The sequence below is a fragment of the Sphingopyxis sp. LK2115 genome, assembly GCF_014595975.1.
Lineage (GTDB): Bacteria > Pseudomonadota > Alphaproteobacteria > Sphingomonadales > Sphingomonadaceae > Sphingopyxis.
The window spans coordinates 41,755-64,730 of record NZ_JABWGQ010000053.1; the positions used below are offsets into that span (position 1 = coordinate 41,755).

Below are 22,976 nucleotides of genomic sequence, written 5' to 3' on the forward strand. Positions count from 1 at the left end.
GCCCCCCTTGCCCTTCGCTACAGCCCAAGTAGAAGCACGGTCAACATGTCCGACGCCGATCCCTCCAAGCAGCGCATCATTTCGGTCGAGCTTGACGAAAGTTCGATCGTCTGGCGCAATCCCGACGTCGAGCAGGAACGGCGCGTCGCGATCTTCGACCTCATCGAAGAAAACAAGTTCGTGCCGCAGCGCGGCCATCCCGACGGTTATGCCGGCCCTTACCGGTTGAAGCTGCGTGTCGAAGACGGCCGCCTGATCTTTGAAATATCGCGCGAAGACGGTTCGCCGCTGGAAGCGATCATCCTCGGCCTCGGCCGGTTTCGCCGCCCGATCCGCGACTATTTCGCAATCTGTGATTCCTATTATCAGGCGATCAAGACCGCGACCGCGCAGCAGATCGAGACGGTCGATATGGCACGCCGCGCGCTCCACAACGAGGCGGCCGAGATGCTGATGGACCGGCTCGACGGGAAAATTGCGGTCGATTTCGACACCGCGCGGCGGCTGTTCACGCTGATCTGCGTGCTCCATATCAAAGGCTGACGATGAAGGCGGGGGCGATCGGAAGCGGACAGGGAGCAAGGCGCGTCAGCGACTGGCGCGGCGCGATCGCACGGTTGCTGCGGCGCGTGGGTGCCGCGGCGGTGCTGCTGCTGCTCGCTGCGGGTCTTGTGCTCTGGTGGGCGGCGCGCTGGACGCCCGACCGCGCCGTCTATCCTGTGCAGGGAGTCACGATCGACGGCGGCAATGGCGAGGTTCATTGGGGCTCGATCAAGGCCGCGGGGGCCGATTTCGCCTATATCGTCGCGACCGAAGGCGCCGTCGGGGTCGACGCGCATTTTGCGCGCAACCTGCCCGGCGCGCGCGACGCCGGAATACAGGTCGGCGCGATCCACCGTTACAGCCTCTGCCACCTTGCGACCGACCAGGCCGCCAATTTCATCCGCCACGTGCCGCGCCGCGCCGACATGCTGCCCGCGGTCGTCTGGCTCGACTATGACGACCGCTGCCCCGACCGGCCGACGCGCGCGCTGCTTCTGTCCGAACTCGCGACCTTCCTCGCGCAGATCGAGGCGCATATGGGCAAGCAGAGCCTGATCGCGCCCGGCCCGGCGTTCGAGGCCGATTATCGTGTGACGCGCGGCATCGCGCGCACGACCTGGCTGCGGCGCGATTTCTTTGAGCCCGGCTATGGGACACACCCCTGGGCGATGTGGCAGGCGAACGACTATGTCCGCCTGTCGGGCGCCGACGGCACCGTCGGCTGGAATGTGCTCGCCGCGCGAGGAGAGACAAGATGACCGACACGACGACCCGCGACGCGCTGATCGCCGCCGCGCGCGACGCCGCAAGCCGCGCCTATGCCCCCTATTCCGGCTTTCATGTCGGTGCGGCGCTGCTGCTCAAGAATGGCGACATCGTGACCGGCGCCAATGTCGAAAATGCGAGCTATGGCCTCACGCTCTGCGCCGAAACCGCCGCGGTGGCGAAAATCGCGAACGAAGGCTGGATCGGCGAGCTGACTGCGGTGGCCATCATCGGCGGCCGTCCCGATGGCGCTGTGCTGACCGGCAGCGATCCCGTCCACCCCTGCGGGCGCTGCCGCCAGATATTGAACGAGGCGGCCGAACGGTCGCGGGCCGACATAATGGTGCATTGCGCGTCGGGGGATGGCCACGCGGTGAAAAGCTACAGGCTCAGCGAACTGCTTCCCGCGTCTTTCGGGCCAAAGGATCTGGGATTGATCGGTTAGGCGACCCTGCCCGTGCGAAGACGGGGGCACGCCATAAACATCGGCTTGCGCAAAATGCGCAGGCCTTACAAGAGACAGGCATGGCCATACTCTCCGACCGCTGGATTCGCGAAGCCGCCCGCACGCAGGGCATGATCGAACCCTTTGTGGAGGCGCAGCGACGCGATGGCTGCATCAGCTATGGCCTTTCCTCCTATGGCTATGACGCGCGCGTCGCGCCCGAGTTCAAGATTTTCACCAATGTCGACAGCGCCGTCGTCGATCCCAAGGATTTCGCCGCGAACAGTTTTGTCGATCGCGAAACCGACGTCTGCATCATCCCGCCGAACAGCTTTGCCCTGGCGCGGACGGTGGAGTATTTCCGTATCCCGCGCGACGTTCTTGTCATCTGCCTTGGCAAATCGACCTATGCACGGTGCGGCATCATCGTGAATGTCACCCCGCTCGAACCGGGCTGGGAGGGGCATGTCACGCTGGAGTTTTCCAACACCACCCCCCTGCCCGCCAAGATTTATGCCAATGAGGGGGCGTGCCAGTTCCTGTTCCTCAAGGGCAACGAACCGTGCGAGACGAGCTACGCCGACCGCGCGGGCAAATATATGGGACAGAAGGGCGTGACGCTGCCCAAGCTGTAACCGCGATCCGTGGCAATGGATGGCGGCTCCGGGACGGGAAGCGTAGGAAGCGCGATCAAACCCCGCGCCTTCGGACGAGGGGCAAGGAAGACCTTGCAGCTTGCTTGCCTGGTCCCCACCCCAAGCCAGCGTCAGCCAAAGCGTCCCCCGGACGGTTCAGGTCATGCCGGGGGCATGACCTGACGCGCCCGAAGGAAAGGGGCCTTATGCCGCTTCCGGTCGAAACCTGCCCTTCCCTCACCCCTTGGCACCGCCCCCCATCTGCGCTAGCGTGCCGACTTGACGTTTACGTAAAGAGAGAGGGTCGATGGCCAACGCGCGCGATCTCGACATCATCATCTATGGCGCAACGGGTTTCACCGGCCGCCTCGTCGCCGAATATCTCGCCCACCAATACAAGGGCCGCACGGACGCGCCCAGATGGGCGATGGCGGGGCGCAGCGCCGCCAAGCTTGCCGAGGTGCGCGACCTGATCGACGCGCCCGGCGACACGCCGCTGATCGTCGCCGACGCCGACGACCCCGCGAGCCTCGACGCGATGGCGGCGCGGACGGCGGTGGTGCTCACCACCGTCGGCCCGTATCAGCTTTACGGCAGCGGCCTCGTCGCCGCCTGCGTCCGCGCGGGCACCGCCTATGCGGACCTTTGCGGCGAACCCGGCTGGATGCGCGAGATGATCGACACGCACGAAGATGCGGCAAAGGCGTCGGGCGCGCGGATCACCTTCAGTTGCGGTTTCGATTCCATCCCCTTCGACCTTGGCGTGCTGTTCCTGCAGGCCGAAGCGGTCAGGCGCCACGGCAAGCCCGCGCCGCGGGTCAAGGGCCGCGTGCGCAAGATGGCGGGCGGCGCGTCGGGCGGAACGATCGCCAGCCTCACCGAAACGCTGAAGGCCGTCGCGAAAAAGCCCTCGCTCGCGCTGCTGCTCAAATCATCCTTCGCGCTGACCCCCGGCTTCGAGGGGCCGACGCAGCCCACCGGGCTGATCCCCGAATATGACGGGGCGACCGGCACCTGGACCGCCCCCTTCGTCATGGCGCCGATCAACACCAAGAATGTCCACCGCACCAACTATCTGCTCGGCCATCCATGGGGCACCGACCTTGTCTATGACGAAATGGTGATGACGACGATCGGCGATGCCGGCAAGGCAATGGCCGAAGCGATGGCCAAGGCCAATCCGTTCGGCGACAGCAAACTCCAGCCCGGCGAAGGGCCGAGCAAGGAAGAGCGCGATAACGGCTTTTACGACATCCTTTTCATCGGCGAATATCCCGACGGCACCACCGTGCGCGCAAGCGTGCAGGGCGACCGCGATCCCGGCTATGGCTCGACGTCGAAGATGCTCGCCGAAACGGGCATGGCGCTCCTTGAAAACAAGGGCGCGGGCGGCGTGTGGACGCCGGGGGCGCTGCTGGGGGATACGCTGATCCAGCGGCTGACGGCGAATGCCGGCCTGACCTTTCGGATTGAGGAATAAGAACAGGATGACCCCCTCTCCCAGCGCGCTCGACGTGCTGCTCGCAACGTTGCGCACCGAAGAGGGCGTGGCAAAGGTGCATATCGACGAAGGCTGGATGCAGGGCCGCACCGCCTATGGCGGGATCAGCTCGGCGGTCGCGCTCGCGGGCGCGATGGCGCTTCACCCGACCCAGGTGCCGCTGCGCTATGCGCAGATCAGCTTCGTCGGCCCCGTCGGCGGCGACTGCACGGTCGAAACGCGCGTGCTGCGCCAGTCGAAATCCTCCCTGTTCATCGAGACCGGCGTATCGAGCGACATGGGGTTCGGCACCGCGGCGGTTTTCGCCTTTTCCCCCGACCGGCCAAGCCATGTCGACCATGACCGGCTGGCGATGCCCGACGCGCCCGCCCCCGAAACGCTGGCGCCGGTGCCCGAACATCACGCACGCCCCGCCTTTACGCGCCATTTCGACATGCGCCCGACAACGGGACCGCGCTTTGCATGGAAAAGCGAGGTCGGCGAATATCTGACCTGGGTGCGCTTCGTCCAGGAACCGGCGTGCCATCCCGCGGTTGCGCTGCTCGCGATGGGCGACGCGCTGCCCCCTGCGGCGATGGCCCTGTTCAGCCAGTTCGGGCCGATCAGCTCGATGAACTGGACGGTCAACATGCTGACGGCCGCGCCCGCCACCGACGATGGCTGGTGGCTGCTCTCGGCCAGGACCGGCTATGCGCGTCACGGCCTGTCGGTGCAGGACATGATGCTGTGGAACCGCGCGGGTCAGCCGATCCTCAGCGGCAGCCAGGCAATTGCAATCTACGTCTGATTGGGGTCGATTGCGACTGTTTGCATCCCCCCCTCGGAACGGGGGGCGGACGACCGCGAAGCGGTGGTGGAGAGGGCGGGCGCACAGGGCTGACCTGTCCTGAACCCTGGAATGGCTACGCGGTCGCTGCACCCGCCGGTCCCAAGGCCGGACCGACATGACCGACAACGGCAACAGCCGTTCAGCCCCGAACCGGCAACGCGATCACCGCATCCAGTCCGCCGCCCGCGCGATTGGCGAGCGTCAGCGTCCCGCCTTCGTTCTCGGCGATCTCGCGCGCGATCGACAGGCCCAGCCCCGCGCCGCCCGTCGCGCGGTTGCGCGACTGTTCGCCGCGCGCAAAAGGCTCGACCAGCGTGCCGATCTGTTCATCGGTCAGGCCGGGGCCGTCGTCGGACACGATGATCCGCGCCTCGCCGCCTTCGATCGCCACCGACAGCCGCGCGCGCACACCATAGGCCACCGCATTGTCGATGAGGTTGCGGATCGCCCGCTTCAGCAGCATCGGCCTTGCCCGTACCGCCGCATCGGCCAGCGCGCCCGCCGCGACATCCTTGCCGCGCTCGCGGTAATCGGCCGCCAGTTCACCGACCAGTTCGCGCAGCGAAACCACCTCGACCGCCTCGGTCCCCGCGCCCGATCGTGCGAGCGCCAATATGTCAGCCAGCATCGCGGTCATCTCGTCGATGCTCGCGATCATCTTGTCGCGCAGTCGGTCGTCGTCGACCTGCTCGACGCGCACCCGCAGGCTGGCGAGCGGCGTGCGCAGGTCGTGCCCCACCGCGCCGAGCATCCGGTCCTTGTCCGACAGCATCGCCGCGATGCGCGCCCGATAGGCGTTGAAGGCGGCGATCAGGTCGCGCACGTCCGACGGCCCCGCCTCATCGAGCGGCACCGCTTCGTGCAGTGCGGGACTGGCGCGCGCCGCGCGCGTAAGCTCGCGCAGCGGCGCGGCGACGCGCCACGCAATCACCAGGATCGGGATGAGCAGCAAGAGGTAGAGCGACAGCGTCTGCCAGATCAGAAAACCCTGCAAGCGTCGGCCATCGGGCGCGACCCGCGTGCGGACGCCGTAAAAGCGCCCGCCCACCTCTGCAACGACGAGCACGGTGCGGCCGGGCAGTGGCGTCCGCCCCAACCGCGGTCGCTGCGGCAAGGCCCATGCGGTCACGCGCGTGGCGTCGACCGCCGCCTCGGCGAGCAGGTCGTGGACATAGTCGGCCATCGTCGGCATGGCGACCGCGCGATCGGGCACCGGCGGCGGGCTGGTGCCGACCCATAGCTTCGGGATGCGCGCACGGCCGGGGCGTTGGCGGCGCTCGGGCATCGCCGCGATCCGGCCGCTTTCATAGCGGTCGACCGCGTCGATGATCCGCGCCACCGCCATGCCGCCACCGTGCGCCAGCACCTGCTGTTTCTGTCCGCGCACGAGCAGCGCAAAATTGACCGCCTGCGCGACGAACAACATCACCGCGACCGCGAACACGAGCTGGCCGATCAGGCTGCGGGGCCAGAGCCGCAACGTCACGCGGCCGGTCCCAGCCGCTTCACCTCGCAGGCCAGCGTATAACCCCCGCCCCACACGGTTTTGACAATCTGCGGGCGCGCGGGATCGGTCTCGATCTTCTTGCGCAATCGGCTGACCAGATTGTCGATTGCGCGGTCGAAAATATCGGCCTCGCGACCGCGAACCAGGTCAAGCAGCCGGTCGCGGCTCATCACCTGTCGGGGGTGGCGCACGAGCGCGTGAAGCAGGTGATATTCGCCGGATGACAGCGCGACCTCCCTGCCTTCGCCATCGACCAGAACACGCTCGACTTCGCGCAGCACCCAGTCGCCAAAGGCATAGCAGGTGCCGCCCGCATCGAGCGCCCGCCCGCCCTGCTGCGTCCGGCGGAGCACGGTGCGGATGCGCGCGACCAGTTCGCGCGGGTTAAAGGGTTTGACGACATAATCGTCGGCGCCGATCTCCAGCCCGATGATCCGTTCGGTATCCTCGGCGCGCGCGGTCAGCAGGATGACCGGGATGCTGCTCGTCTCGCGCAGGTGACGCGTCAGCGAAAGCCCGTCCTCGCCCGGCATCATGATGTCGCTGACGACGAGGTCGACCGCTTTGGCGCGCAGCACCGATCGCGCCTCGGCCGCGCTCGCGGCGTCGGTGACCGCAAAACCCTGGGCGGTCAGATATTCGCCCAGCGGTTCGCGAATCGAAGGCTCATCGTCGATCAGCAGGATGCGCGGCATGTCGCTGTCGGTCATCGGCTTTCCGTCGCTCGAAATGGCTCGCCCACCGGCCGCGAACGGCCGGTGGGCGATAGCTGGCAGGGACCGGCGACAAAGGCAATGCCGGGAGGGGGGGGGGGGAGAAGGCATCGCGCCGCCGGTCGCCCCTGCCGATTGGCTATTCGCCGGTCGCGGCGGCCGCGCGCTTGGCGCGCCATTCGGCGCGTTTCGCCGCGCGGACAGCCTGGCGTTCCTCGGCGGTCACCTGGCCGTCCTGATTGGCGTCGGCGGCGCCGAAACGCGCCAGCGCTGCCGCCTGGAACTCGGCCTGGCTGATCGCCTTGTCGCCGTCGGTATCGGCCTTGCCCATCATCATCGCATGATGGCCGCCACGCTTGCCGCGATGACCCAGCATCGCGTGGCGCTTGCCCTTGCGACCCTCGCCAGCTTCGGCACGCTTGGCTGCGCGTTCGGCGCCATGCTGGTCCCATTCGGCGCGGCTGATATTGCCGTCCTTGTCGGCGTCGATCCGCTCGAACATCTTTGCCTGCATTTCGGCGCGCCTCTCGGCGCGGTCGGCGGCGTCAAGCCGACCGTCCCTGTTCGTATCCATCCGCGCGAACATCTGTGCCGCATGCGCCTCGGCCTCGGCGCGCGTCAGCGTGCCATTGCCATCGGCGTCGCCGCGCGCGCCGTCGCCGGGGGCGGCGAGGACCGGCACCGCGATCAGCGCGGCGCCCAGCGTCAGTAAACCGATCTTCCTGTTCACGTCGCAAACTCCTTCATGGCGATGCGGCGGGGTCGCCGCGCTTCCAGTAAAGGCCATTTACGCGCGATTTGTCCCAACGCCGTGCCGGGTTGCCGAAAAATTGTCGCAAATTGTCGCAGCGCCGCGCCCTTGTTCATGGCAGCGCAAGCGAAACAGCCGGCTGCGCAGCTTCGCAGCCCGTCGTTGCCGCCTGTCGCGGCGCGTGTTGTCAGGGGCTGACGGGCGAATCCTCGTCATTCTCGGCAACCAGGACAATCGCGGTGATACCGGCCATCAGGCCGATCAGCCCGATGACCCAGCTTGCATTGCCTTCGAGCTGGCTCGTCCCGCTCGTCGCCGATGCGGCGCGCACGCCGCTCGCTGCCGACGCGGCGACGGGCGCCGCGACGACCGACAATGCCGCCAGCGAAATCGCGGCTTTTCCGGCCATGCTCATATCAATCTCCGTCGAATATATTGCACTAGTCCTTGAGAAACCGCCACAATCCCCGTTCGATGCGCATCAGCCCACCGCTCGTCGCGAACGCGCGGCGGCTTATCCGATCGCGGGGAGGGGCAGAGCATGGCGGGCGACAAGGACAAGGCCCGAAATCACGAGCAGCGACAGATATGCTGTCGATGGAGCGGGTAGCGGGAATCGAACCCGCCTAGCTAGCTTGGAAGGCTAGAGCATTACCACTATGCTATACCCGCGTCGCCAAGGCCGCGGCGATTGCCATTTTGATCGGCCCCCGTCAAGCGTGGCGTCGAGCCTGCCATTGAGAACATCGTGGCAACATGATAGAATTGCGCCGTGGACGATCGCGACGATCAAAGGCCCGGTGACGGCGCGGACACCCCCGTCCGCAAGATCATCCATGTCGACATGGATGCCTTTTACGCCTCGGTCGAGCAGCGCGACGCCCCCTCGCTGCGTGGAAAGCCCGTTGCGGTCGGCGGATCGTCGCGGCGCGGGGTGGTCGCAGCGGCGAGTTATGAGGCGCGCAGGTTCGGCGTCCGGTCGGCGATGCCCAGCGTCACCGCAAAGCGGCAGTGCCCCGGCCTTATCTTCGTGCCCCCGCGCTTCGAGGTCTATCGCGACATTTCGTACCAGATCCGCGCGATCTTCCGCGACTATGCCGACGAGGTCGAGCCGCTGTCGCTTGACGAGGCCTATCTCGACGTCAGCGCCGACAAGGCGGGATTGGGCAGCGCGACCGCGGCGGCGCGGCTGATCCGCCGCCGCATCCGCGAAGAAACGGGCCTGACCGCATCGGCCGGCGTTTCCTACAACAAGTTCATCGCCAAGCTGGCGTCAGACCAGAACAAGCCCGACGGGCTGACCGTCATCCCGCCGGGCAAGGGGGCCGCCTTTGTTCAGGCGCTCTCGATCCGCCGTTTCCACGGCATCGGCCCGGTCACCGCGGCAAAGATGGAAGGGCTCGGCATCTTTTCGGGCGCCGATCTTGCGGCGAAAGATCGGCTTTGGCTTGCGACCCATTTCGGCAACAGCGCCGAATGGCTCTATAACCTCGCCCGCGGCATCGACCATCGGCGGGTCAAGTCCAACCGGCCGCTGAAGTCGCTGGGCGGCGAGCGAACCTTTTTCAACGACCTCATCTCCGACACCGAAATCCGCGAGGCGCTGGCGCATGTCTGCACCGTCGTGTGGGACCGCGCGGCGAAGAGGGGCGCGCGCGGGCGCACCGTGACGGTGAAGCTGCGCTATGCCGATTTCCGGACGATCACGCGTGCGAAGTCGGTGGCCACGCCGATCCTCGACGGCGCAAGCCTGCTCGCCGCAGGCGAAGCGATCCTGGCCCCCTTGCTGCCCACCGAACAGGGCATCCGCCTGCTCGGCGTGACCCTGAGCAGGTTCGAGGGGGAGCAGGAAGAGGAGCGGGAGGAGCAGGCCGGGTCGGCCGATCTGCTCAGCCTGATCTGAGGATCACGATGGTCGGTTCGCCGCCGCGAACACCCGTTCCTTGGTCGCGCTAAATCGGATCGAGGGATTGCGCTGCGTCACATAGCCGACCTCCCACGCGTCCTTCGCCATGAACACCGGCGCGCCGTCGCGGTCGGTCGCCGCGCCGGCGCGATTGTCGGCCTGGAACGCCTTGAGCGCCGCGGCATCGTCGCTCGCGATCCAGCGCGCGGTCTCCCACGGCGACTGTTCGAGCTTCGCCTCGACCTTATATTCGGCATCCAGGCGGCTGATGAGCACGTCGAGTTGCAGTTGACCGACGACGCCGACGATCATGTTCGCGCCGATTTCGGGATAGAAGACCTGGATGATCCCCTCCTCCGCCATGTCGTCGAGCGCTTTCCTCAGCTGCTTGGTCTTGGTCGGGTCGACGAGCGCGACGCGGCGCAGGATTTCGGGCGCAAAGTTCGGCAGGCCGGTGATGGTCACATCGCTGCGTTCGGACAGCGTATCGCCGACGCGCAGCGTGCCGTGATTGGGGATGCCGATGATATCGCCGGGGAAGGCCTGCTCGGCCATTTCGCGGTCCTGCGCGAGGAACAGCATCGGGCGGCTGATCGCGATCGCCTTGCCCGTGCCGCCCTGCATCAACCGCATCCCGCGCTCGAACCTGCCCGAACAGAGCCGCATGAAGGCGATGCGGTCGCGGTGCGCGGGGTTCATGTTCGCCTGCACCTTGAACACGAATCCGGTCACGGCATCGTCGCCCGGCTGCACCGGTGCGGGCTCGGCGGGCTGCGGCTGCGGACCCGGCGCATGGTCGGCCAGACCGGCGAGCAGGTCGACGACGCCAAACTCCTTGAGCGCCGAACCGAAAAACACTGGCGTCAGGTCACCATTGCGATAGGCCGCGGCATCGAACGGCGCGTAGCACGCCGACGCCAGCTCGGTTTCCTCCTTCAGCAGCGCCAGCCGGTCGGCGCTGACCCGGTCGGCGAGCCTGGGGTCGTCCAGCCCCTCGACCGCGATGCGTTCGCCCTCATACATGCGCGACGCATCGCCGCCCGGCACCATCAGCGCGGGATCGGCAAGGTCGTAGAGTCCCTCGAACTGCCCGCCCATGCCGACCGGCCAGTTCATCGGGCACACGTCGAGCGCGAGCCGGTCGGCGACCTCGTCGAGCAGCTCGAACGGCGTCCGCCCTTCGCGGTCGACCTTGTTGACAAAGGTGATGATGGGCACCGAGCGCAGCCGGCACACTTCGAACAGCTTGAGCGTCTGCGGCTCGATGCCCTTGGCCGCGTCGATCACCATCACCGCGCTGTCGACCGCGGTGAGCGTGCGATAGGTGTCTTCGCTGAAATCCTCGTGCCCCGGCGTGTCGAGCAGGTTGAAGATCAACCCCCGATGTTCAAAGGTCATTACCGACGAGGTCACGGAAATGCCGCGCTGCTGCTCGATCTTCATCCAGTCCGAGCGCGCGCGCCGCGCGGCCCCGCGCGCCTTCACCTCGCCCGCGATATGGATCGCGCCGCCCGCGACGAGCAATTTTTCGGTCAGCGTCGTCTTGCCCGCGTCGGGGTGCGAGATGATGGCGAAGGTTCGGCGTTCGAGGTGCTTGGACATGGCGGCGGCGCCTAGCAGGGGGCGCGCCGTGTGGAAAGGGGTCGGCGCGTTGCCGCGAAGGCTGATTCAGCGTCGCGCCACGAGCCGCAGTGCGTTGCGCGCCGCAACGGCAAGCGACGGGAAAAGAGCGGCTGCATTGCGCCAAGGGATTCCCGCCATCATTCTATCGGTTGTCGCGGCGCGGGCCGGATGCCGATGAAGCCTGTATCGGAAACCGCTCATTCCTTACATCGGCCGCACCCCATTTCGGGACGCCTATACTCGCTTCATCGTATCTCAGGCACGGTTTGTCAGCCGTGGCGTAGCCCTTGCCCGCTCATGCGCGTTCAAGCTTTGTCGTTCCAATCCCGATTAGCTCAAGGAGACCGTAAGCGATGCGGAAACTCGCAGGCTTTGTTGCAACCCTCTCTCTTTCCATGGCGGCCGCCACCGCGGCGCCCGCGCTTGCGCAGAATGCCGCCGCTGCGGCCGTCGAACTTTCCGTCGGCACCAGGGTTTTCGATTCCGAAGGCGCCGAACTGGGCACGGTGACCAGCGTGCAAGGCCCCAATGTCGTCGTCGATCTTGGTGACAGCAAGCAGATCGCGCTTCCCAGCGCATCGTTCGGCATGCTGGAAAAAGGCCCGACGATCGGCGCCACCAAGGCACAGGTCGTCGCCGCGGTCGATCAGGCGGCGGCGGCCAATGAAGCAAAGCTGACCGCGGCGCTTGTGCCCGGCGCCGATGTGCGCGGCGTGAACGGCGACGCCGTGCTGGGCCAAGTCAAGCTTGCGATGGCCGATGGCGTGGTGCTGACGACCCCGACCGGTGAAGTCAAACTGCCGCGCAATGCCTTTTTCATGGGCCAGGCCGGGCTTCAGACCAGCTTTACGCCCGAACAGTTCGCCGAGGCGATGAAGGAAGTGAAGACCGCCGCCGCGGCCGATGACGCGGCGGTCGCCGCCGCGCTTGTCGCGGGCGCCGAAGTGCGCAGCCTCAAGGGCAGCGCAGTGCTCGGCAAGGTCAAGTCGGCGGGCGCCGACGCCGTGGTCGTCACCACCCCGGCGGGCGAGGACGTCAGCCTGCCGCGCAGCGCTTTCCTGATGTCACCCGCGGGGCTTGCCGCGGCCTACACTGCCGAACAATTCGCCGCCGCGGTGGCCAAGGCAACGGGCACCCAGCCGACCAGCTGAGGCAATTCGCAACGCCGCATGGCGATCCAGGGCGCGGGAGCATCGCTTCCGCGCCTTTTTTCCATCCGGCGCTTACGCCGCGCGCCCCATCCGGTTGCGACCTTCGCGTTTCGCGACATAGAGCGCCTGGTCGGCGCGGTGCAGCAATTGCTCGACGTCGGGTTCGCCGTCATAAACCGCCAGCCCGATGCTGATCGTGGCCTGCGGCAGCCCATCGCCCTCGCCGACCCCGCTCTCGACCGCCTTGCGCACGCGCTCGGCGACGATCTCGGCCGCGCGTGCGCTCGACCGCTGGAGGATGCAAACAAACTCGTCGCCACCGATCCGGCCCAGCAGATCCTCGTCGCGAAGGGCGGCTTTGGCACGCTGCGCGACGCGCCGGATCACGCGGTCCCCCGTTGCATGGCCGTGCGTGTCATTGATCCGCTTGAAATGGTCGATGTCAAAGATTGCCACCGCCAGCGGCGCGCCATGCGCGCGTGCGCCCGCCATCGCCTGGTCCAGAAAGGACAGCGTGTGTCGGCGGTTGGGCAAACCCGTCAGCATGTCCGTGTTCGCGATGCGCTCGGCGGCGCTGCGCGCGGCCTCCAGGATGCGTGCATTTTCGACGGTTTCGGTCACATCCTGCACCGTTCCGAAAATGCCCGTCGCGCGTCCGCCGCGGTCCCTTTCGATCGACCCGTGCGATTTGACGTGACGGATTTTGCCATCGGCGCGCCGGATGCGGCCCTGGAACTCGAACGGCTCGCCCGTCCGCACCGCGGTTTCGAGCACCTTGCGCACTTTGGCGCGATCCTCCGCCAGATATTGCTGGACGCTATATTCGACGTCGACGGGCGTGCCGGGTTCCAGTCCGTGAACCCGATAGGTCTGGTCGGACCAGTAGATTGTCCAGTCGACCAGATCGACGCGCCAGTGGCCGACGAGCGCTGCCGCCTCGGCCTGGAGCAGCCAGCGATTGCTCTGTTCCAGCCTTTTGGCCAGCCGCTGGCGTCCGATGGTCAGCGCGGCCAGCGGCAGCGCCACAAGCAGCAGCGACAACAGATAGAATTGCAGGAACAGCACCTTGACCTTCGGGTCGCTGTCGATCGCCGCCATCGGGCCATAGCCCTGCCCCGACAGAAGCGACACGATGATCGTCACGATCAGCATCCCCGCAGCCGCGCCGAAAGGGCCCAGCCGATAGGCCGCCGCGACCACCGCGATGCACGGCAGGAAGGTCGCCGGGAAATGCGACTGCGAAAAGACGACGATCGTGACAAAGCCCGCGCCGGTCAGGATTGCCGTCGCCTCGACCAGCATCGCGCGCGGCACCTTGCCGAACGCCTTCAATCCCGTCATGCGCGCCAGCATCACGATCGGCGGCGTCACGATCAACATGCCGAGCAGCACAGTGGTCGACCAGGACAGGAAAAAGCCGACCCCTCCCCCGGCGAGCAGCGTCGCCAGCCCCGCACTGATCAGGCTGGCGGTCATTGCCGCGATGCAAAAGCTGATGACCGCGCGCGGCGCCATGAACGATAATTCGCTCGGCTCGCGGCGTCGGATCAGCCACAGCGCGACGATGGCCTCGACCATATTGGCGAAGGTGAAGGCCAGGCTTGTCCACAAGGGCGTCGTCGCACCCAGATTGGCGGCAACGCTGGCCAATCCCATCCCCGCAAAGGCAGCGAGGCGCGCCCGCGCGGGCATCAGCAGCAACAGCGCGAGCATATATCCGCTCGCCGGCCAGACCGCGGCGATGCCGTCGCCCCCCTGCGTCGCGTAGAGCGACAGGCTGGCGAGCAGATAATAGCCCGTGCCGGTCAACAGGAGCCAAAAGACCGCTTCGACTCGGGGGGACAGCGACCGGGTCATGCGACCAAATAGCCGGAAACAGGAAAATAAACCGCTAAGATCGTCGCGTTTCTTCGGCGCTTCACCCCACGCCGCCAAAGGTCAGCCCGACGACCTCGGCGACGCGGGCTTCGTCCCACTCGATCCGTCGATCGAGGATCAGCATCGCGAGGCCGTGGACGAGCGCCCAGGCATGGAGCGCCGCCGTGTCGGGGTCCGCCGTCCCGGGCAGCGCCTCGCCGACCCCGGCGCGCAGCAGATTATACGCCACCTCGCCGCCGTCGCCGCCCGCGCTTCGCTCGGCCATCTGGCGCGTGAAGCTCAGCCGGAACAGCGCCGGTTCGTCGTGCGCGAAGCGGACATAGGCAATGCCCGTCGCCTTGAATCCCGCGACACCCCCGCCAGCCTTCAGCCACGCCTGCGCCTGGAGCGCGCCCAGCCGTCGCAACCCTTCGTCGGCGAGCGCGTCGAGCAGCGCCTCCTTGTCGGGGAAATGGCGGTAAAGCGCGGTCGCGCTGACCCCGACATCCCGCGCCAGCGCACGCAGCCCCAGCTCGCCGCCATCATCCTCGGCAAGCCGTTTGAGCCCGGCGGCGATCACCGCCGCGCGCAGGTCGCCATGGTGGTAAGCGCCGCCTGTCCTGGCGCCGCGCTCTTTTATGTTGACACTGTCATCTTTGCTGGGCATCATGTTTCCGCTGTAAACATTTCGAGTCGCTCAGGCAAGGTTGGAGTTCCCGAATGATCGCATGGTCGGCCATCGCCGCGGGTTTAGCCGTAATTGTCGCGCTTGCCCATTCCGTGATCAGCGAACGCGTGATCCTGCGGCCGCTGTTCCGGCAACCGGCACAGGGCATTCTCGATACGGCGCCCGGCCGCAACATCGTTCGCGCCATATTCCATATGCCCTCGGTCGCCTGGGCGGCGCTCGGCCTGGGCGTATGGTTCAACCGGCTTCAGGACGGTCCCGATCTGATCGCGGTCATCGCGATGATCGTGTTCGCTTCGTCGGCGATCGGCAATCTGGTCGCCCTGCGCCGTCCGCATCCCGGCGGAGTGCTGCTTTTGCTCGCGACCGCCGCAACGGCAACCGACCTTTTCGTCAACTGACCGGAAGGAAAAGACCATGGCAAGCAATGTCGAAACGCTGATCCGCGGCGCTGTCGTCAAAACCATCGGCAAGGTCGCCGATTTCAACCGCCGCCGCCTTCCCCGTCCCACCGACGCCCATCCCTTCCTTACCGGCATTCACAAGCCGATGACCGAGGAACTGACGATCGAGACGCTGCGCGTCGATGGCGAAATCCCCGCCGCGCTCAGCGGCCGCTATCTGCGCAACGGCCCCAATCCGGCCGCGGCGCCCGATCCTGCCAGCTATCACTGGTTCATCGGCGCCGGCATGGTCCACGGCATCCGCATCGAAGGCGGCACGGCAGTCTGGTACCGCAACCGCTGGGTCCGCGGCGCCGAGGCGTGCGCCGCGCTCGGCGAAGACCTGCCGCCCGGCCCACGCGAAGACCGCAATGACGCGCCGAACACCAATGTCGTGGGTGTTGCGGGGCGGACCTTCGCAATCGTCGAAGCGGGGGGCAAGCCGGTCGAACTCGATTATGAACTCGGCACGATCGCGCACAATCCCTTCGACGGCACACTCGCAGGCCCCTATACCGCGCATCCGCATGTCGATCCCTTCACCGGCGAAATGCATGCGATCACCTATCGCGGCGACGAACCGAACAAGGTATGGCACGTCGTCCTCGACGAAGGGGCGCATGTGGTGCGTGAAGAGCCGATTGCGGTCAGCGACGGCCCCTCGATCCACGACTGCGCGATCACCGAAAATTACGTGCTCGTCCTTGACCTGCCCGTCACTTTTTCGATGAAGATGCTGCTCGCGGGATATCGCTTTCCCTATGCGTGGAACGAAAATCACCCGGCGCGTGTCGGCCTGCTCCCCCGGCAGGGCCGCGGCGACGCGATCATGTGGGTGCCGGTCGATCCCTGCTATGTCTTCCACACCGCCAACGCTTACGAAAGCGCCGACGGCAAGGTGATCGTCGATGTCGTCGCGCACGACACGATGTTCGCCAGCTCGAAACGCGGCCCCGACAGCGAAAAGTCGCGCATGGAGCGCTGGACGATCGACCCCGCCGCGCGCACGACGACGCGCGCCGTTATCCACGATCACGCGCAGGAGTTTCCGCGCTATGATGAACGGCTGACGACGCGGCCCTATCGCTATGTCTATTCGGTCGCGCTGCCCGACCGGGCGACGACTGAAATGGAAATCGCCGACACCCGGCTATTCCGCCACGATCTGGAAACGGTCACGACCGCCATTCACGATTTCGGGCCAGGCCGCCACCCCGGCGAGTTCGTCTTTGTGCCGCGCAGCGCGGCGGGGGCGGAAGATGACGGCTGGCTGATCGGCCTCGTCGTCGACATGAACGACGAGACCACCGACCTCGTCATCCTGAATGCCGATGATTTCAGCGGGTCGCCGCAAGCCGTCGTCCATCTGCCGCACCGCGTTCCGCCTGGGTTCCACGGGAACTGGATCGCGGACTGACCGACGCGGCGCGCTGCATCAGCGCCTCGGTCACGCGCAACGACCGTTCATTGTCGACGTCGATCGCCGTCGCCCCGTCGCTCACCAGCAGCGGGGCGACCTCAACCCCCATGTGGCGCGAAATGCGCCCGAAAATATGGTGGATCGGCCCCAGTCCGAAACGGAAGCGCAGCAGGTTCACGAAACCGAAAGCCTGCATCACGCGCAGCGGTTTCTTGACGAACTGCCCGCCGCCGCGAAACGCCTCGGCCGCCTTGAGCGCGCCGCGATGGCCGATCCAATAGGCGTTGCAGTTCGACACGGCGACGTCGGAAAACTCGTAGAAGCGCCGCTGGCCTTGCGGGTGAACCCTGAGCACATCCTCGCGCCGCGCCAGCGCGACCCCCGCTTCGCACCCTAGCCGCGCCGCTTCGCGGCCGATCTCGTCGATCGTCGCCGGCCTGAGCAGGCAATTGTCGGCCGTCGTGATAAAGAGCGGAAATGCCGCACGATCGGCAACGCCGAGCACCGAATCGGCCAGATTGTCGGCCGCCGGAACGACGACCAGCCGCTCGCCCAGCCGATCCACCACCGGATCGGCCAGCTCGCCCAACAGGCTTTCATGGTGCGTCGAGACGAAAATCGGCATCGCCGCCGTCGCCGCCGCGCTATCGAGCACATGTGCGATCATCGGCCGCCCGGCGACGGGGACCAGGCATTTGTCGGCGACGCCATGCGCCTGCGCGAGCGCGTCGACCGCGCCCGGCCGCCGACCCGCAAGGATCAGGATCGACCCGCTCACGCCGCATCCTTGCGCGCAAAACCGACGAGCTGGCGAATCATGCTTTCGGCGACGATCGTTTCAATCAGCTCGGCCTGGGTGAAACCCGCCGCCACCGCCGCCCGCCCGAACACTTTTTCGGACCACAGGTTGCAGTTGAGATTGACCTCGAGCAGCCGGATCTCTCCGGTCGCGAAATCGACGCGAAACTCGAACCGGCCATAATCGAAGGGGCGGAAAACATCGGCCATCCGGGCGGTATAGTCGATCAGGCGCGCGGCCATCGCCGCATCGTCGAACAGTTTCAGGCTGTATTTCTGGCTGCGGTCGACCAGGTCGCGCTTTTCCTGATAGGTGCGCAAATGGCCGGGATCGGCCTGTTCAAAAATCATCATCGGGAGCATGGCGGGCGCGCCGCGCAACGTGATGAGGGGCACCTCGACGTCGCTGCCCTCGATAAAGGGTTCGACGAGCGCGTCATGGTCAAGCGCGTGAACTTCGGCTACCGCGCGCGCCAGCTCGTTCCGGTCGTGCGCGTCGCGCAGCCCCCACGACGCCGAGCTGTTGTTCGGCTTGACGACCCAGCGCCGCGCGGGCGGGCAGCCCGACACGTCGACCGGCGCGCCGCGGCGGAACAGCGTCCAGCGCGCGGTCGGGACGCCGCGCGCGGCCGCTTCCAGCTTGGTCAGATGCTTGTCGTCGGACAGGCCGCGCACGATCGGCGAGGCACCGACATACGGAAGGCCGAGCCGGTTGCACAGCAGCGGCAGCAGCATTTCCGAGTTGAAAAAGCCGCCGCGATTGAGCAGCGGAAAGACAAAGTCGGCGTCCGGCCGCTCGAACAGCGCCTCATAGCGGTCGGCGACGAGCAACGGCATTCCCAGGCCTTCGAGTATCTCGCGCGTTTCGCGGTGATAGACGGCGTGATTGCCATCCTCCGGGTGAAGTCCGCCGGTCCATTTGGCATGTTTGGCGACAAACAAAAGCCGCTGCGTCGCGCGCAGGCGGTCGGGCAGCCTTGTGGGCTCAAGATGATCGGTCTGCATGGCGCCGCGACACCATATCGCGGTTACACCGCGATGACCTTTTGATGACGGCGCTGCAACGCAAACGCAAAATCTTTGTCATGCTTTCGCGGTAAACCGGCCGCGCTCTCCCCCTTCGCAGGATGTTCGATGCGCCTCTCTCCCAAAGGTTTCGACACCCGCGCCCGACACCCCGACGGGCGCGACGCGGCGCGATTGACCCAGATTCTGGTGAGCGGCGGCGACCGGCGCATCCGGCTCGACGCCGCGGGGCGCAACCAATATCACGCCAGCGCCGCGCCCAGCGACGCGCTTGCCTATGGATCATCGACGATCAGCAGCATTTCCGATCACGCCTTCGCGTCCTTGCTGCGCCGTTGGCGTCCCCGGCTGGACCGCCCCGTCGCAGCGGACGATTATGCGCGCGGACTCGATGCGATCCGCGCCGGGGTGGCCCACTATTTCGGGCTCGAAGACCGGACCGCGATCGTCTTTGCCGCATCGGGGACCGACCTGGAATATGTCGGTCTTGCTGCCGCCCATGACGGGCGCCCGCTGACCGCGATCCTGCTCGGCCGCGACGAGGTGGGCAGCGGCTGCGTCCACAGCGCTGCGGGGCGCTTCTTTGCCGAAGAGACGGCGATTGGCGCGCGCGTCGTCGCGCAGGCGGCGATCGATCCCGTCTTCGCGGGCACCGAACTGGTCGACGTGCCCGTCCGCAACGACAGCGGCGAGCCGCGCGCATCGGCCGCTGTCGCCGACGAGCTTTCGCGGCATGTCGCGCGCGCGCGCGCCGGGGGGCGCCGCGCGGTCGTCCATGTCGTCCACGGATCGAAATCGGGCCTGACGCTTCCGGCGCTGCCCGATGTCGAGCGGCTGGTCGCGGCGCATGGCGACGCCATGACGGTCGTGGTCGACGCCTGCCAGCTGCGCATCGCGCCCGCGGGCGTGCGTCGCTATCTCGATCTGGGCTGCATCGTGATGCTCACCGGATCGAAGTTCGCGGGCGGCCCGCCGTTCAGCGGCTTCGCGCTCGTCCCCGCGGCGATCCGTGCGCGCGTCCGCCCCTTGCCGCCGGGGCTGCGCCGGATCGCCTATCGCGCCGAATGGCCCGCCGACTGGCCAGGCGCCGATGCGCTCGACGCGCGCGGCAATTTGGGCCTGCTGCTGCGGCTCGAAGCCGCGCTGATCGAAATCGGGCGTTTCGCCGGCTTGCCATCCGACCGCATCGCGGCGGTATCGGCGCGCTTTTGCCGGCATGTTACGGACCTGTCGCATCGCCTCGGCGTGACCGAAGTGCCCGGCGCGGGCGGCGTGTCATGCCTCGCGACGCAAACGCTGCGCACGATCGACCTCTCGGCGCGATGGCCGGACTGCGACCTCGACGCCGCCCGCGCACTCCACACGCATATCGCCCGGCACGCGCGCCGCGACACGGGCCGCGAAATCCGCCTCGGCCAGCCGGTCAGGACACATCGCCTCCCCGACGGGCGCAGCGCGGGAACGCTCCGCGTGTCGCTGTCGATGCCGCTGATCGCCGAACTCGCGGCCCTCGCGCCCGCAGCGCTCGAAGGGCGGCTCGGCGACGATATGGCGCTGATCGAACGGGCGATTGCCGCTGCGGCCGACGTCACGCTCGATCGCAGGACTCCCGTCGCGCTCGCCTGATTGCGCAGCCCGAATCGGAACCTGAACGTCGCCCGGCCGTCGTGCCGCCACGGCTCGTCGCGGAAAATCGCGGCGTTGGGCAGCGTTGTGCGCCGCGCGCTCGTTCATTGTCCCTATGACGAAGACGATCGCCCTCTTTCGCCCCGCCACGAGCGCGATTGCCGCGTTCCTGGTCCTGTCCACACCCGCCGCTTTCGCGCAGGAAGCGCCGATATCCATGACATCGCCGGTCGCGGCTCCGGCGCCCCACACGACACCGCGGGCACCCGAAACCGGCCCGGCAATGGTCCCGCCCCCTGCCGTGCAGCCCCCCGCCGCGCAGTCGACGCCGCCCGCCGCGTCGCCGCCGGTGATCCGCGTCCCGCTCGACATCGCCCCGGCCGCACCCGCCCCGGCCAAAGCCGAAGCGGCGCCTTCCGCCAAGCGGTCCCAGGCACAGGCACGCAGCGCGCAGACCGCGCGGCAGGCTCCGGCGACGCCCGCCGCCGCACCCGGCGCAACCACGTCGACCGCTGAACCGCCGCGCAGCGTTCCGATCGCCGGAACGGCGAACGCTACGTCGTCCACGATCGCGCCGTCCGCCGCGACGGTGACGCCCGCGGGTTCCGCCGCCGCACCGCCAGCGTCCGGCGACTTCCCATGGGAGATCGTTGGCGCCGCCGCCGCGCTGATCGCGCTTGGCGGTGCAAGCCTGGTCCTTGCGCGCCGTCGCCGCATCGCAGTCGGCGCAGCCCAAAACCCCGGACCGCAGGCATTGACGATGCCCGCCCCCCGGACGCCCGATCAGCCATGGGTTACGCCTGATTATGCCGCGGCCCCGATGCGCTTGCCCCCGACCTTCGTGGCGGCGCCAAGCGGCAGCATGGGCCGTCACGAAGCGATGGCGATGGCGGGTCCGACGCCCGACAACCCGTTCCTCACCCTATCGAAGCGGCTGAAGCGCGCGCGCTTTTTCGACCGGCAGGAACGCCTTGCCTATGCCGAAACGCTCGGTGCGCAGAAGGACAGGATGCGCAAGCCCGTCGGCGCGTGGGGGATTTCGCCGTGCGACAACCCCGCCGCGCCGCAGGAGCAGGAGGTCGCCCGTCCCGCGCCGACGCGCGGACACCGCGCCCTCCACCCCGGCTTCTCGCGCTTCTGACCCCCGGCCCGGCGGGCAACGAAAAAGGGCGGCGCCTTGCGGCACCGCCCTTTTCCTTTTCGTCGCAACGCGGCGGGAAAGTCCGCCGCAGGCGAACAAATTACTTCAGTTCGACGGTCGCACCGGCCGCTTCGAGCTTCTTCTTCAGCTCTTCGGCTTCGGCCTTGCTGGCGCCTTCCTTGACCGCCTTCGGCGCGCCTTCGACCAGCGCCTTGGCTTCGCCAAGACCCAGGCCGGTGATCGCGCGGACTTCCTTGATCACGTTGATCTTGTTGCCGCCGTCGCCCGTCAGGATGACGTCGAACTCGTCCTTTTCTTCGGCGGCGGGAGCAGCGGCGCCCGCGCCACCCGGCGCGGCAACCGCGACGGCGGCGGCGGCCGAAACGCCCCACTTTTCTTCGAGCATCTTCGAAAGCTCGGCGGCTTCCAGAACGGTCAGCGCCGACAGGTCTTCAACGATCTTTGCAAGATCAGCCATTTTCATTCTCCATCAGAACCGGGAAAGCCCGGTAAATTGTTTCGGGGTAGGTAAAAGTCTTATGCCGCTTCCTTGGCGCCATAAGCGCCAAAGACCCGCGCCAGCTGACCGGCCGGAGCCGCCGCAATCTGGGCGACCTTGGTTGCCGGAGCCTGGAGCAGGCCGACAAGCTTGCCGCGCAGTTCGTCGAGCGACGGCAGCGCCGCAAGCGCCTTCACGCCTTCCACGTCGAGGACCATTTCCCCCATGCCGCCGCCAACGATTTCAAGCTTGTCGTTGGTCTTGGCAAACTCCACCGCGATCTTTGCCGCAGCCACCGGGTCGGTGGACGAAGCGATTGCGGTGGGGCCGGTCAGCAGGTCGCTGATGCCGGTGTAGGAAGTGCCATCGAGCGCGATCTTGGCCAGGCGGTTCTTCGTGACCTTGAAGTTCGCACCCGCGTCGCGCATCTGCTGGCGAAGCACCGTCGACTGGGCGACGGTGAGGCCGAGGTTGCGAACGATCACAACCGCGGCCGCATTCGACAGCGTAGCATTCAGCGAGGATACGGCTTCGGCCTTTTCAGCACGATCCATGCCTGTTTCTCCACTCATGCCCGGATGCGCGAGCGAACCCGCGCCGCCGGGCGGCTAACACACGCCAGAGCCAGAGGAGCGAAAGCCCGCCTGTCCTTGACGCAACGATGTCCGATGGGGTCGGTCAAGCCGCTGGCGCCTGACGCATCAGGCGGGCGACCGAATGAAGACTGTTCCCCGTCTCGGCTGGAAATTAAGAAGGGCATATTCCCTTCACCAACTGTCTCGGACGGAATTGCCAGGGCCAGGGCCCCGACAACACGCGGGCGCTCATAGCCCGAATCGTGGCGGAGTCAAGCATGTGGCGGCCCGCCCTGTCGGACCGGCACTCTTGTTGATCACCGCCTGACGCATATCTGTAGATGGAACGCCCCCCGCTCCGCGGCGTTGGCGTCCGAGAGGATAGAGAAAGGACCGTCCGTGACCGATGCAAAGGGGCTTTTGTGCCCGACCTGCCGCGTGAACCTTGTCATGTCCGAACGACAGGGGATCGAGATCGACTATTGCCCGCAATGCCGCGGCGTCTGGCTCGATCGCGGCGAACTCGACAAGATC

General features: G+C 67.0%; 25 protein-coding genes and 1 tRNA gene. 13 read left to right on the forward strand and 13 right to left on the reverse strand.

Going from position 1 to position 22,976, the window contains the following annotated elements; translation table 11 throughout:
* Positions 1-45 precede the first annotated feature (45 nt).
* The 6 genes from HUW43_RS12500 (at position 46) to HUW43_RS12525 (ending at position 4,676) form a co-directional block, all read left to right on the forward strand.
* The gene (locus HUW43_RS12500) at positions 46-543 is read left to right on the forward strand and encodes a UPF0262 family protein (protein WP_188237724.1); all 498 of its coding nucleotides are present in this window, start codon (positions 46-48) and stop codon (positions 541-543) included.
* A gap of 2 nt (positions 544-545) precedes the next feature.
* On the forward strand, positions 546-1,301 hold the full coding sequence (locus tag HUW43_RS12505; RefSeq protein WP_188237725.1) for a glycoside hydrolase family 25 protein: 756 nt from the start codon (positions 546-548) through the stop codon (positions 1,299-1,301).
* The gene (locus HUW43_RS12510; RefSeq protein WP_188237726.1) at positions 1,298-1,753 is read left to right on the forward strand and encodes a cytidine deaminase; all 456 of its coding nucleotides are present in this window, start codon (positions 1,298-1,300) and stop codon (positions 1,751-1,753) included. The genes HUW43_RS12505 and HUW43_RS12510 overlap by 4 nt, the downstream gene beginning before the upstream one ends.
* 80 nt (positions 1,754-1,833) lie before the next feature.
* Entirely contained in the window at positions 1,834-2,388 is a 555-nt protein-coding gene (dcd, locus tag HUW43_RS12515) for a dCTP deaminase (RefSeq protein WP_188237727.1), read from the forward strand.
* Positions 2,389-2,695: 307 nt separating this feature from the next.
* Positions 2,696-3,868: a saccharopine dehydrogenase family protein gene (locus tag HUW43_RS12520; protein ID WP_188237728.1), complete on the forward strand. Its 1,173-nt coding sequence runs from the start codon at positions 2,696-2,698 to the stop codon at positions 3,866-3,868.
* Between the two features lie 7 nt (positions 3,869-3,875).
* Complete coding sequence (locus HUW43_RS12525) at positions 3,876-4,676, forward strand: acyl-CoA thioesterase (protein ID WP_188237729.1); 801 nt, start codon at positions 3,876-3,878, stop codon at positions 4,674-4,676.
* Positions 4,677-4,857: 181 nt separating this feature from the next.
* On the opposite strand, the gene HUW43_RS12530 is transcribed toward HUW43_RS12525, so the two are convergent.
* The 6 genes from HUW43_RS12530 to HUW43_RS12555 form a co-directional block, all read right to left on the reverse strand.
* The gene (locus HUW43_RS12530; protein WP_317450866.1) at positions 4,858-6,204 is read right to left on the reverse strand and encodes a sensor histidine kinase; all 1,347 of its coding nucleotides are present in this window, start codon (positions 6,202-6,204) and stop codon (positions 4,858-4,860) included.
* Entirely contained in the window at positions 6,201-6,935 is a 735-nt protein-coding gene (locus HUW43_RS12535; protein WP_188237730.1) for a response regulator, read from the reverse strand. The genes HUW43_RS12530 and HUW43_RS12535 overlap by 4 nt, the downstream gene beginning before the upstream one ends.
* Before the next feature lie 142 nt (positions 6,936-7,077).
* Positions 7,078-7,668 carry an EF-hand domain-containing protein gene (locus tag HUW43_RS12540; RefSeq protein ID WP_188237731.1) on the reverse strand — a complete coding sequence of 197 codons (591 nt, stop codon included), beginning with the start codon at positions 7,666-7,668 and terminating at the stop codon, positions 7,078-7,080.
* Positions 7,665-7,805, reverse strand: a complete 141-nt coding sequence (locus HUW43_RS12545) for a hypothetical protein (RefSeq protein ID WP_188237732.1) — start codon at positions 7,803-7,805, stop codon at positions 7,665-7,667. Before HUW43_RS12545 ends, HUW43_RS12540 begins: the two co-directional genes overlap by 4 nt.
* 71 nt (positions 7,806-7,876) lie before the next feature.
* Positions 7,877-8,104, reverse strand: coding sequence for a hypothetical protein (locus tag HUW43_RS12550; protein ID WP_188237733.1), 228 nt, complete (start codon positions 8,102-8,104; stop codon positions 7,877-7,879).
* A gap of 183 nt (positions 8,105-8,287) precedes the next feature.
* Positions 8,288-8,361, reverse strand: a tRNA-Gly gene (locus tag HUW43_RS12555).
* A gap of 100 nt (positions 8,362-8,461) precedes the next feature.
* Here HUW43_RS12555 and dinB point away from each other — a divergent pair.
* Entirely contained in the window at positions 8,462-9,592 is a 1,131-nt protein-coding gene (dinB, locus tag HUW43_RS12560; RefSeq protein WP_188237734.1) for a DNA polymerase IV, read from the forward strand.
* A gap of 3 nt (positions 9,593-9,595) precedes the next feature.
* On the opposite strand, the gene HUW43_RS12565 is transcribed toward dinB, so the two are convergent.
* Positions 9,596-11,197 (reverse strand): peptide chain release factor 3, encoded by a 1,602-nt coding sequence (locus HUW43_RS12565; RefSeq protein WP_188237735.1) that lies wholly within the window; start codon positions 11,195-11,197, stop codon positions 9,596-9,598.
* Positions 11,198-11,571: 374 nt separating this feature from the next.
* On the opposite strand from HUW43_RS12565, the gene HUW43_RS12570 reads away from it, so the two are divergent.
* Positions 11,572-12,369 (forward strand): hypothetical protein, encoded by a 798-nt coding sequence (locus tag HUW43_RS12570; protein WP_188237736.1) that lies wholly within the window; start codon positions 11,572-11,574, stop codon positions 12,367-12,369.
* Between the two features lie 72 nt (positions 12,370-12,441).
* On the opposite strand, the gene HUW43_RS12575 is transcribed toward HUW43_RS12570, so the two are convergent.
* Together HUW43_RS12575 and HUW43_RS12580 are read right to left on the reverse strand one after the other, a co-directional pair.
* Positions 12,442-14,178, reverse strand: a complete 1,737-nt coding sequence (locus HUW43_RS12575; protein ID WP_262926804.1) for a sensor domain-containing diguanylate cyclase — start codon at positions 14,176-14,178, stop codon at positions 12,442-12,444.
* Between the two features lie 109 nt (positions 14,179-14,287).
* Positions 14,288-14,896: a TetR/AcrR family transcriptional regulator gene (locus tag HUW43_RS12580; RefSeq protein ID WP_188237738.1), complete on the reverse strand. Its 609-nt coding sequence runs from the start codon at positions 14,894-14,896 to the stop codon at positions 14,288-14,290.
* 50 nt (positions 14,897-14,946) lie between these two features.
* Here HUW43_RS12580 and HUW43_RS12585 point away from each other — a divergent pair, with 50 nt between their 5' ends.
* Together HUW43_RS12585 and HUW43_RS12590 are read left to right on the forward strand one after the other, a co-directional pair.
* Positions 14,947-15,315 (forward strand): hypothetical protein, encoded by a 369-nt coding sequence (locus tag HUW43_RS12585; RefSeq protein WP_188237739.1) that lies wholly within the window; start codon positions 14,947-14,949, stop codon positions 15,313-15,315.
* Positions 15,316-15,331: 16 nt separating this feature from the next.
* Positions 15,332-16,774 carry a carotenoid oxygenase family protein gene (locus tag HUW43_RS12590; RefSeq protein WP_188237740.1) on the forward strand — a complete coding sequence of 481 codons (1,443 nt, stop codon included), beginning with the start codon at positions 15,332-15,334 and terminating at the stop codon, positions 16,772-16,774.
* Here the strand turns inward: HUW43_RS12590 and HUW43_RS12595 are convergent.
* Together HUW43_RS12595 and HUW43_RS12600 are read right to left on the reverse strand one after the other, a co-directional pair.
* Positions 16,695-17,555 (reverse strand): NTP transferase domain-containing protein, encoded by an 861-nt coding sequence (locus HUW43_RS12595; RefSeq protein WP_188237741.1) that lies wholly within the window; start codon positions 17,553-17,555, stop codon positions 16,695-16,697. The genes HUW43_RS12590 and HUW43_RS12595 overlap by 80 nt on opposite strands.
* The gene (locus tag HUW43_RS12600; protein WP_188237742.1) at positions 17,552-18,580 is read right to left on the reverse strand and encodes a phosphoribosylglycinamide synthetase; all 1,029 of its coding nucleotides are present in this window, start codon (positions 18,578-18,580) and stop codon (positions 17,552-17,554) included. Before HUW43_RS12600 ends, HUW43_RS12595 begins: the two co-directional genes overlap by 4 nt.
* A 129-nt stretch (positions 18,581-18,709) precedes the next feature.
* Between HUW43_RS12600 and HUW43_RS12605 the strand changes: the two genes are divergently transcribed.
* Positions 18,710-20,227, forward strand: coding sequence for a hypothetical protein (locus HUW43_RS12605; protein ID WP_188237743.1), 1,518 nt, complete (start codon positions 18,710-18,712; stop codon positions 20,225-20,227).
* A gap of 115 nt (positions 20,228-20,342) precedes the next feature.
* The gene (locus HUW43_RS12610; protein WP_188237744.1) at positions 20,343-21,368 is read left to right on the forward strand and encodes a hypothetical protein; all 1,026 of its coding nucleotides are present in this window, start codon (positions 20,343-20,345) and stop codon (positions 21,366-21,368) included.
* A 100-nt stretch (positions 21,369-21,468) separates the two neighbouring features.
* Here HUW43_RS12610 and rplL read toward each other — a convergent pair whose 3' ends face one another.
* Complete coding sequence (gene rplL / locus HUW43_RS12615) at positions 21,469-21,846, reverse strand: 50S ribosomal protein L7/L12 (protein WP_188237745.1); 378 nt, start codon at positions 21,844-21,846, stop codon at positions 21,469-21,471.
* 59 nt (positions 21,847-21,905) lie between these two features.
* A complete protein-coding gene (gene rplJ / locus HUW43_RS12620) occupies positions 21,906-22,421 on the reverse strand; it encodes a 50S ribosomal protein L10 (protein WP_188237746.1) in 516 nt (171 codons plus the stop codon).
* A gap of 420 nt (positions 22,422-22,841) precedes the next feature.
* Here rplJ and HUW43_RS12625 point away from each other — a divergent pair.
* A partial coding sequence (locus tag HUW43_RS12625) for a zf-TFIIB domain-containing protein (RefSeq protein WP_188237747.1) occupies positions 22,842-22,976 on the forward strand: 135 nt, incomplete at its 3' end.

Excerpts from the sequence above, each read along its gene's own strand:
- HUW43_RS12500 (WP_188237724.1), top strand. The coding sequence starts at position 46 with ATGTCCGACGCCGATCCCTCCAAGCAGCGCATCATTTCGGTCGAGCTT.
- HUW43_RS12505 (WP_188237725.1), top strand. The coding sequence starts at position 546 with ATGAAGGCGGGGGCGATCGGAAGCGGACAGGGAGCAAGGCGCGTCAGC.
- HUW43_RS12510 (WP_188237726.1), top strand. The coding sequence starts at position 1,298 with ATGACCGACACGACGACCCGCGACGCGCTGATCGCCGCCGCGCGCGAC.
- dcd (WP_188237727.1), top strand. The coding sequence starts at position 1,834 with ATGGCCATACTCTCCGACCGCTGGATTCGCGAAGCCGCCCGCACGCAG.
- HUW43_RS12520 (WP_188237728.1), top strand. The coding sequence starts at position 2,696 with ATGGCCAACGCGCGCGATCTCGACATCATCATCTATGGCGCAACGGGT.
- HUW43_RS12525 (WP_188237729.1), top strand. The coding sequence starts at position 3,876 with ATGACCCCCTCTCCCAGCGCGCTCGACGTGCTGCTCGCAACGTTGCGC.
- HUW43_RS12535 (WP_188237730.1), bottom strand. The coding sequence starts at position 6,935 with ATGACCGACAGCGACATGCCGCGCATCCTGCTGATCGACGATGAGCCT.
- HUW43_RS12545 (WP_188237732.1), bottom strand. The coding sequence starts at position 7,805 with ATGAACAAGGGCGCGGCGCTGCGACAATTTGCGACAATTTTTCGGCAA.
- HUW43_RS12550 (WP_188237733.1), bottom strand. The coding sequence starts at position 8,104 with ATGAGCATGGCCGGAAAAGCCGCGATTTCGCTGGCGGCATTGTCGGTC.
- HUW43_RS12565 (WP_188237735.1), bottom strand. The coding sequence starts at position 11,197 with ATGTCCAAGCACCTCGAACGCCGAACCTTCGCCATCATCTCGCACCCC.
- HUW43_RS12570 (WP_188237736.1), top strand. The coding sequence starts at position 11,572 with ATGCGGAAACTCGCAGGCTTTGTTGCAACCCTCTCTCTTTCCATGGCG.
- HUW43_RS12580 (WP_188237738.1), bottom strand. The coding sequence starts at position 14,896 with ATGATGCCCAGCAAAGATGACAGTGTCAACATAAAAGAGCGCGGCGCC.
- HUW43_RS12585 (WP_188237739.1), top strand. The coding sequence starts at position 14,947 with ATGATCGCATGGTCGGCCATCGCCGCGGGTTTAGCCGTAATTGTCGCG.
- HUW43_RS12590 (WP_188237740.1), top strand. The coding sequence starts at position 15,332 with ATGGCAAGCAATGTCGAAACGCTGATCCGCGGCGCTGTCGTCAAAACC.
- HUW43_RS12600 (WP_188237742.1), bottom strand. The coding sequence starts at position 18,580 with ATGCAGACCGATCATCTTGAGCCCACAAGGCTGCCCGACCGCCTGCGC.
- HUW43_RS12605 (WP_188237743.1), top strand. The coding sequence starts at position 18,710 with ATGCGCCTCTCTCCCAAAGGTTTCGACACCCGCGCCCGACACCCCGAC.
- HUW43_RS12610 (WP_188237744.1), top strand. The coding sequence starts at position 20,343 with ATGACGAAGACGATCGCCCTCTTTCGCCCCGCCACGAGCGCGATTGCC.
- rplL (WP_188237745.1), bottom strand. The coding sequence starts at position 21,846 with ATGGCTGATCTTGCAAAGATCGTTGAAGACCTGTCGGCGCTGACCGTT.
- rplJ (WP_188237746.1), bottom strand. The coding sequence starts at position 22,421 with ATGGATCGTGCTGAAAAGGCCGAAGCCGTATCCTCGCTGAATGCTACG.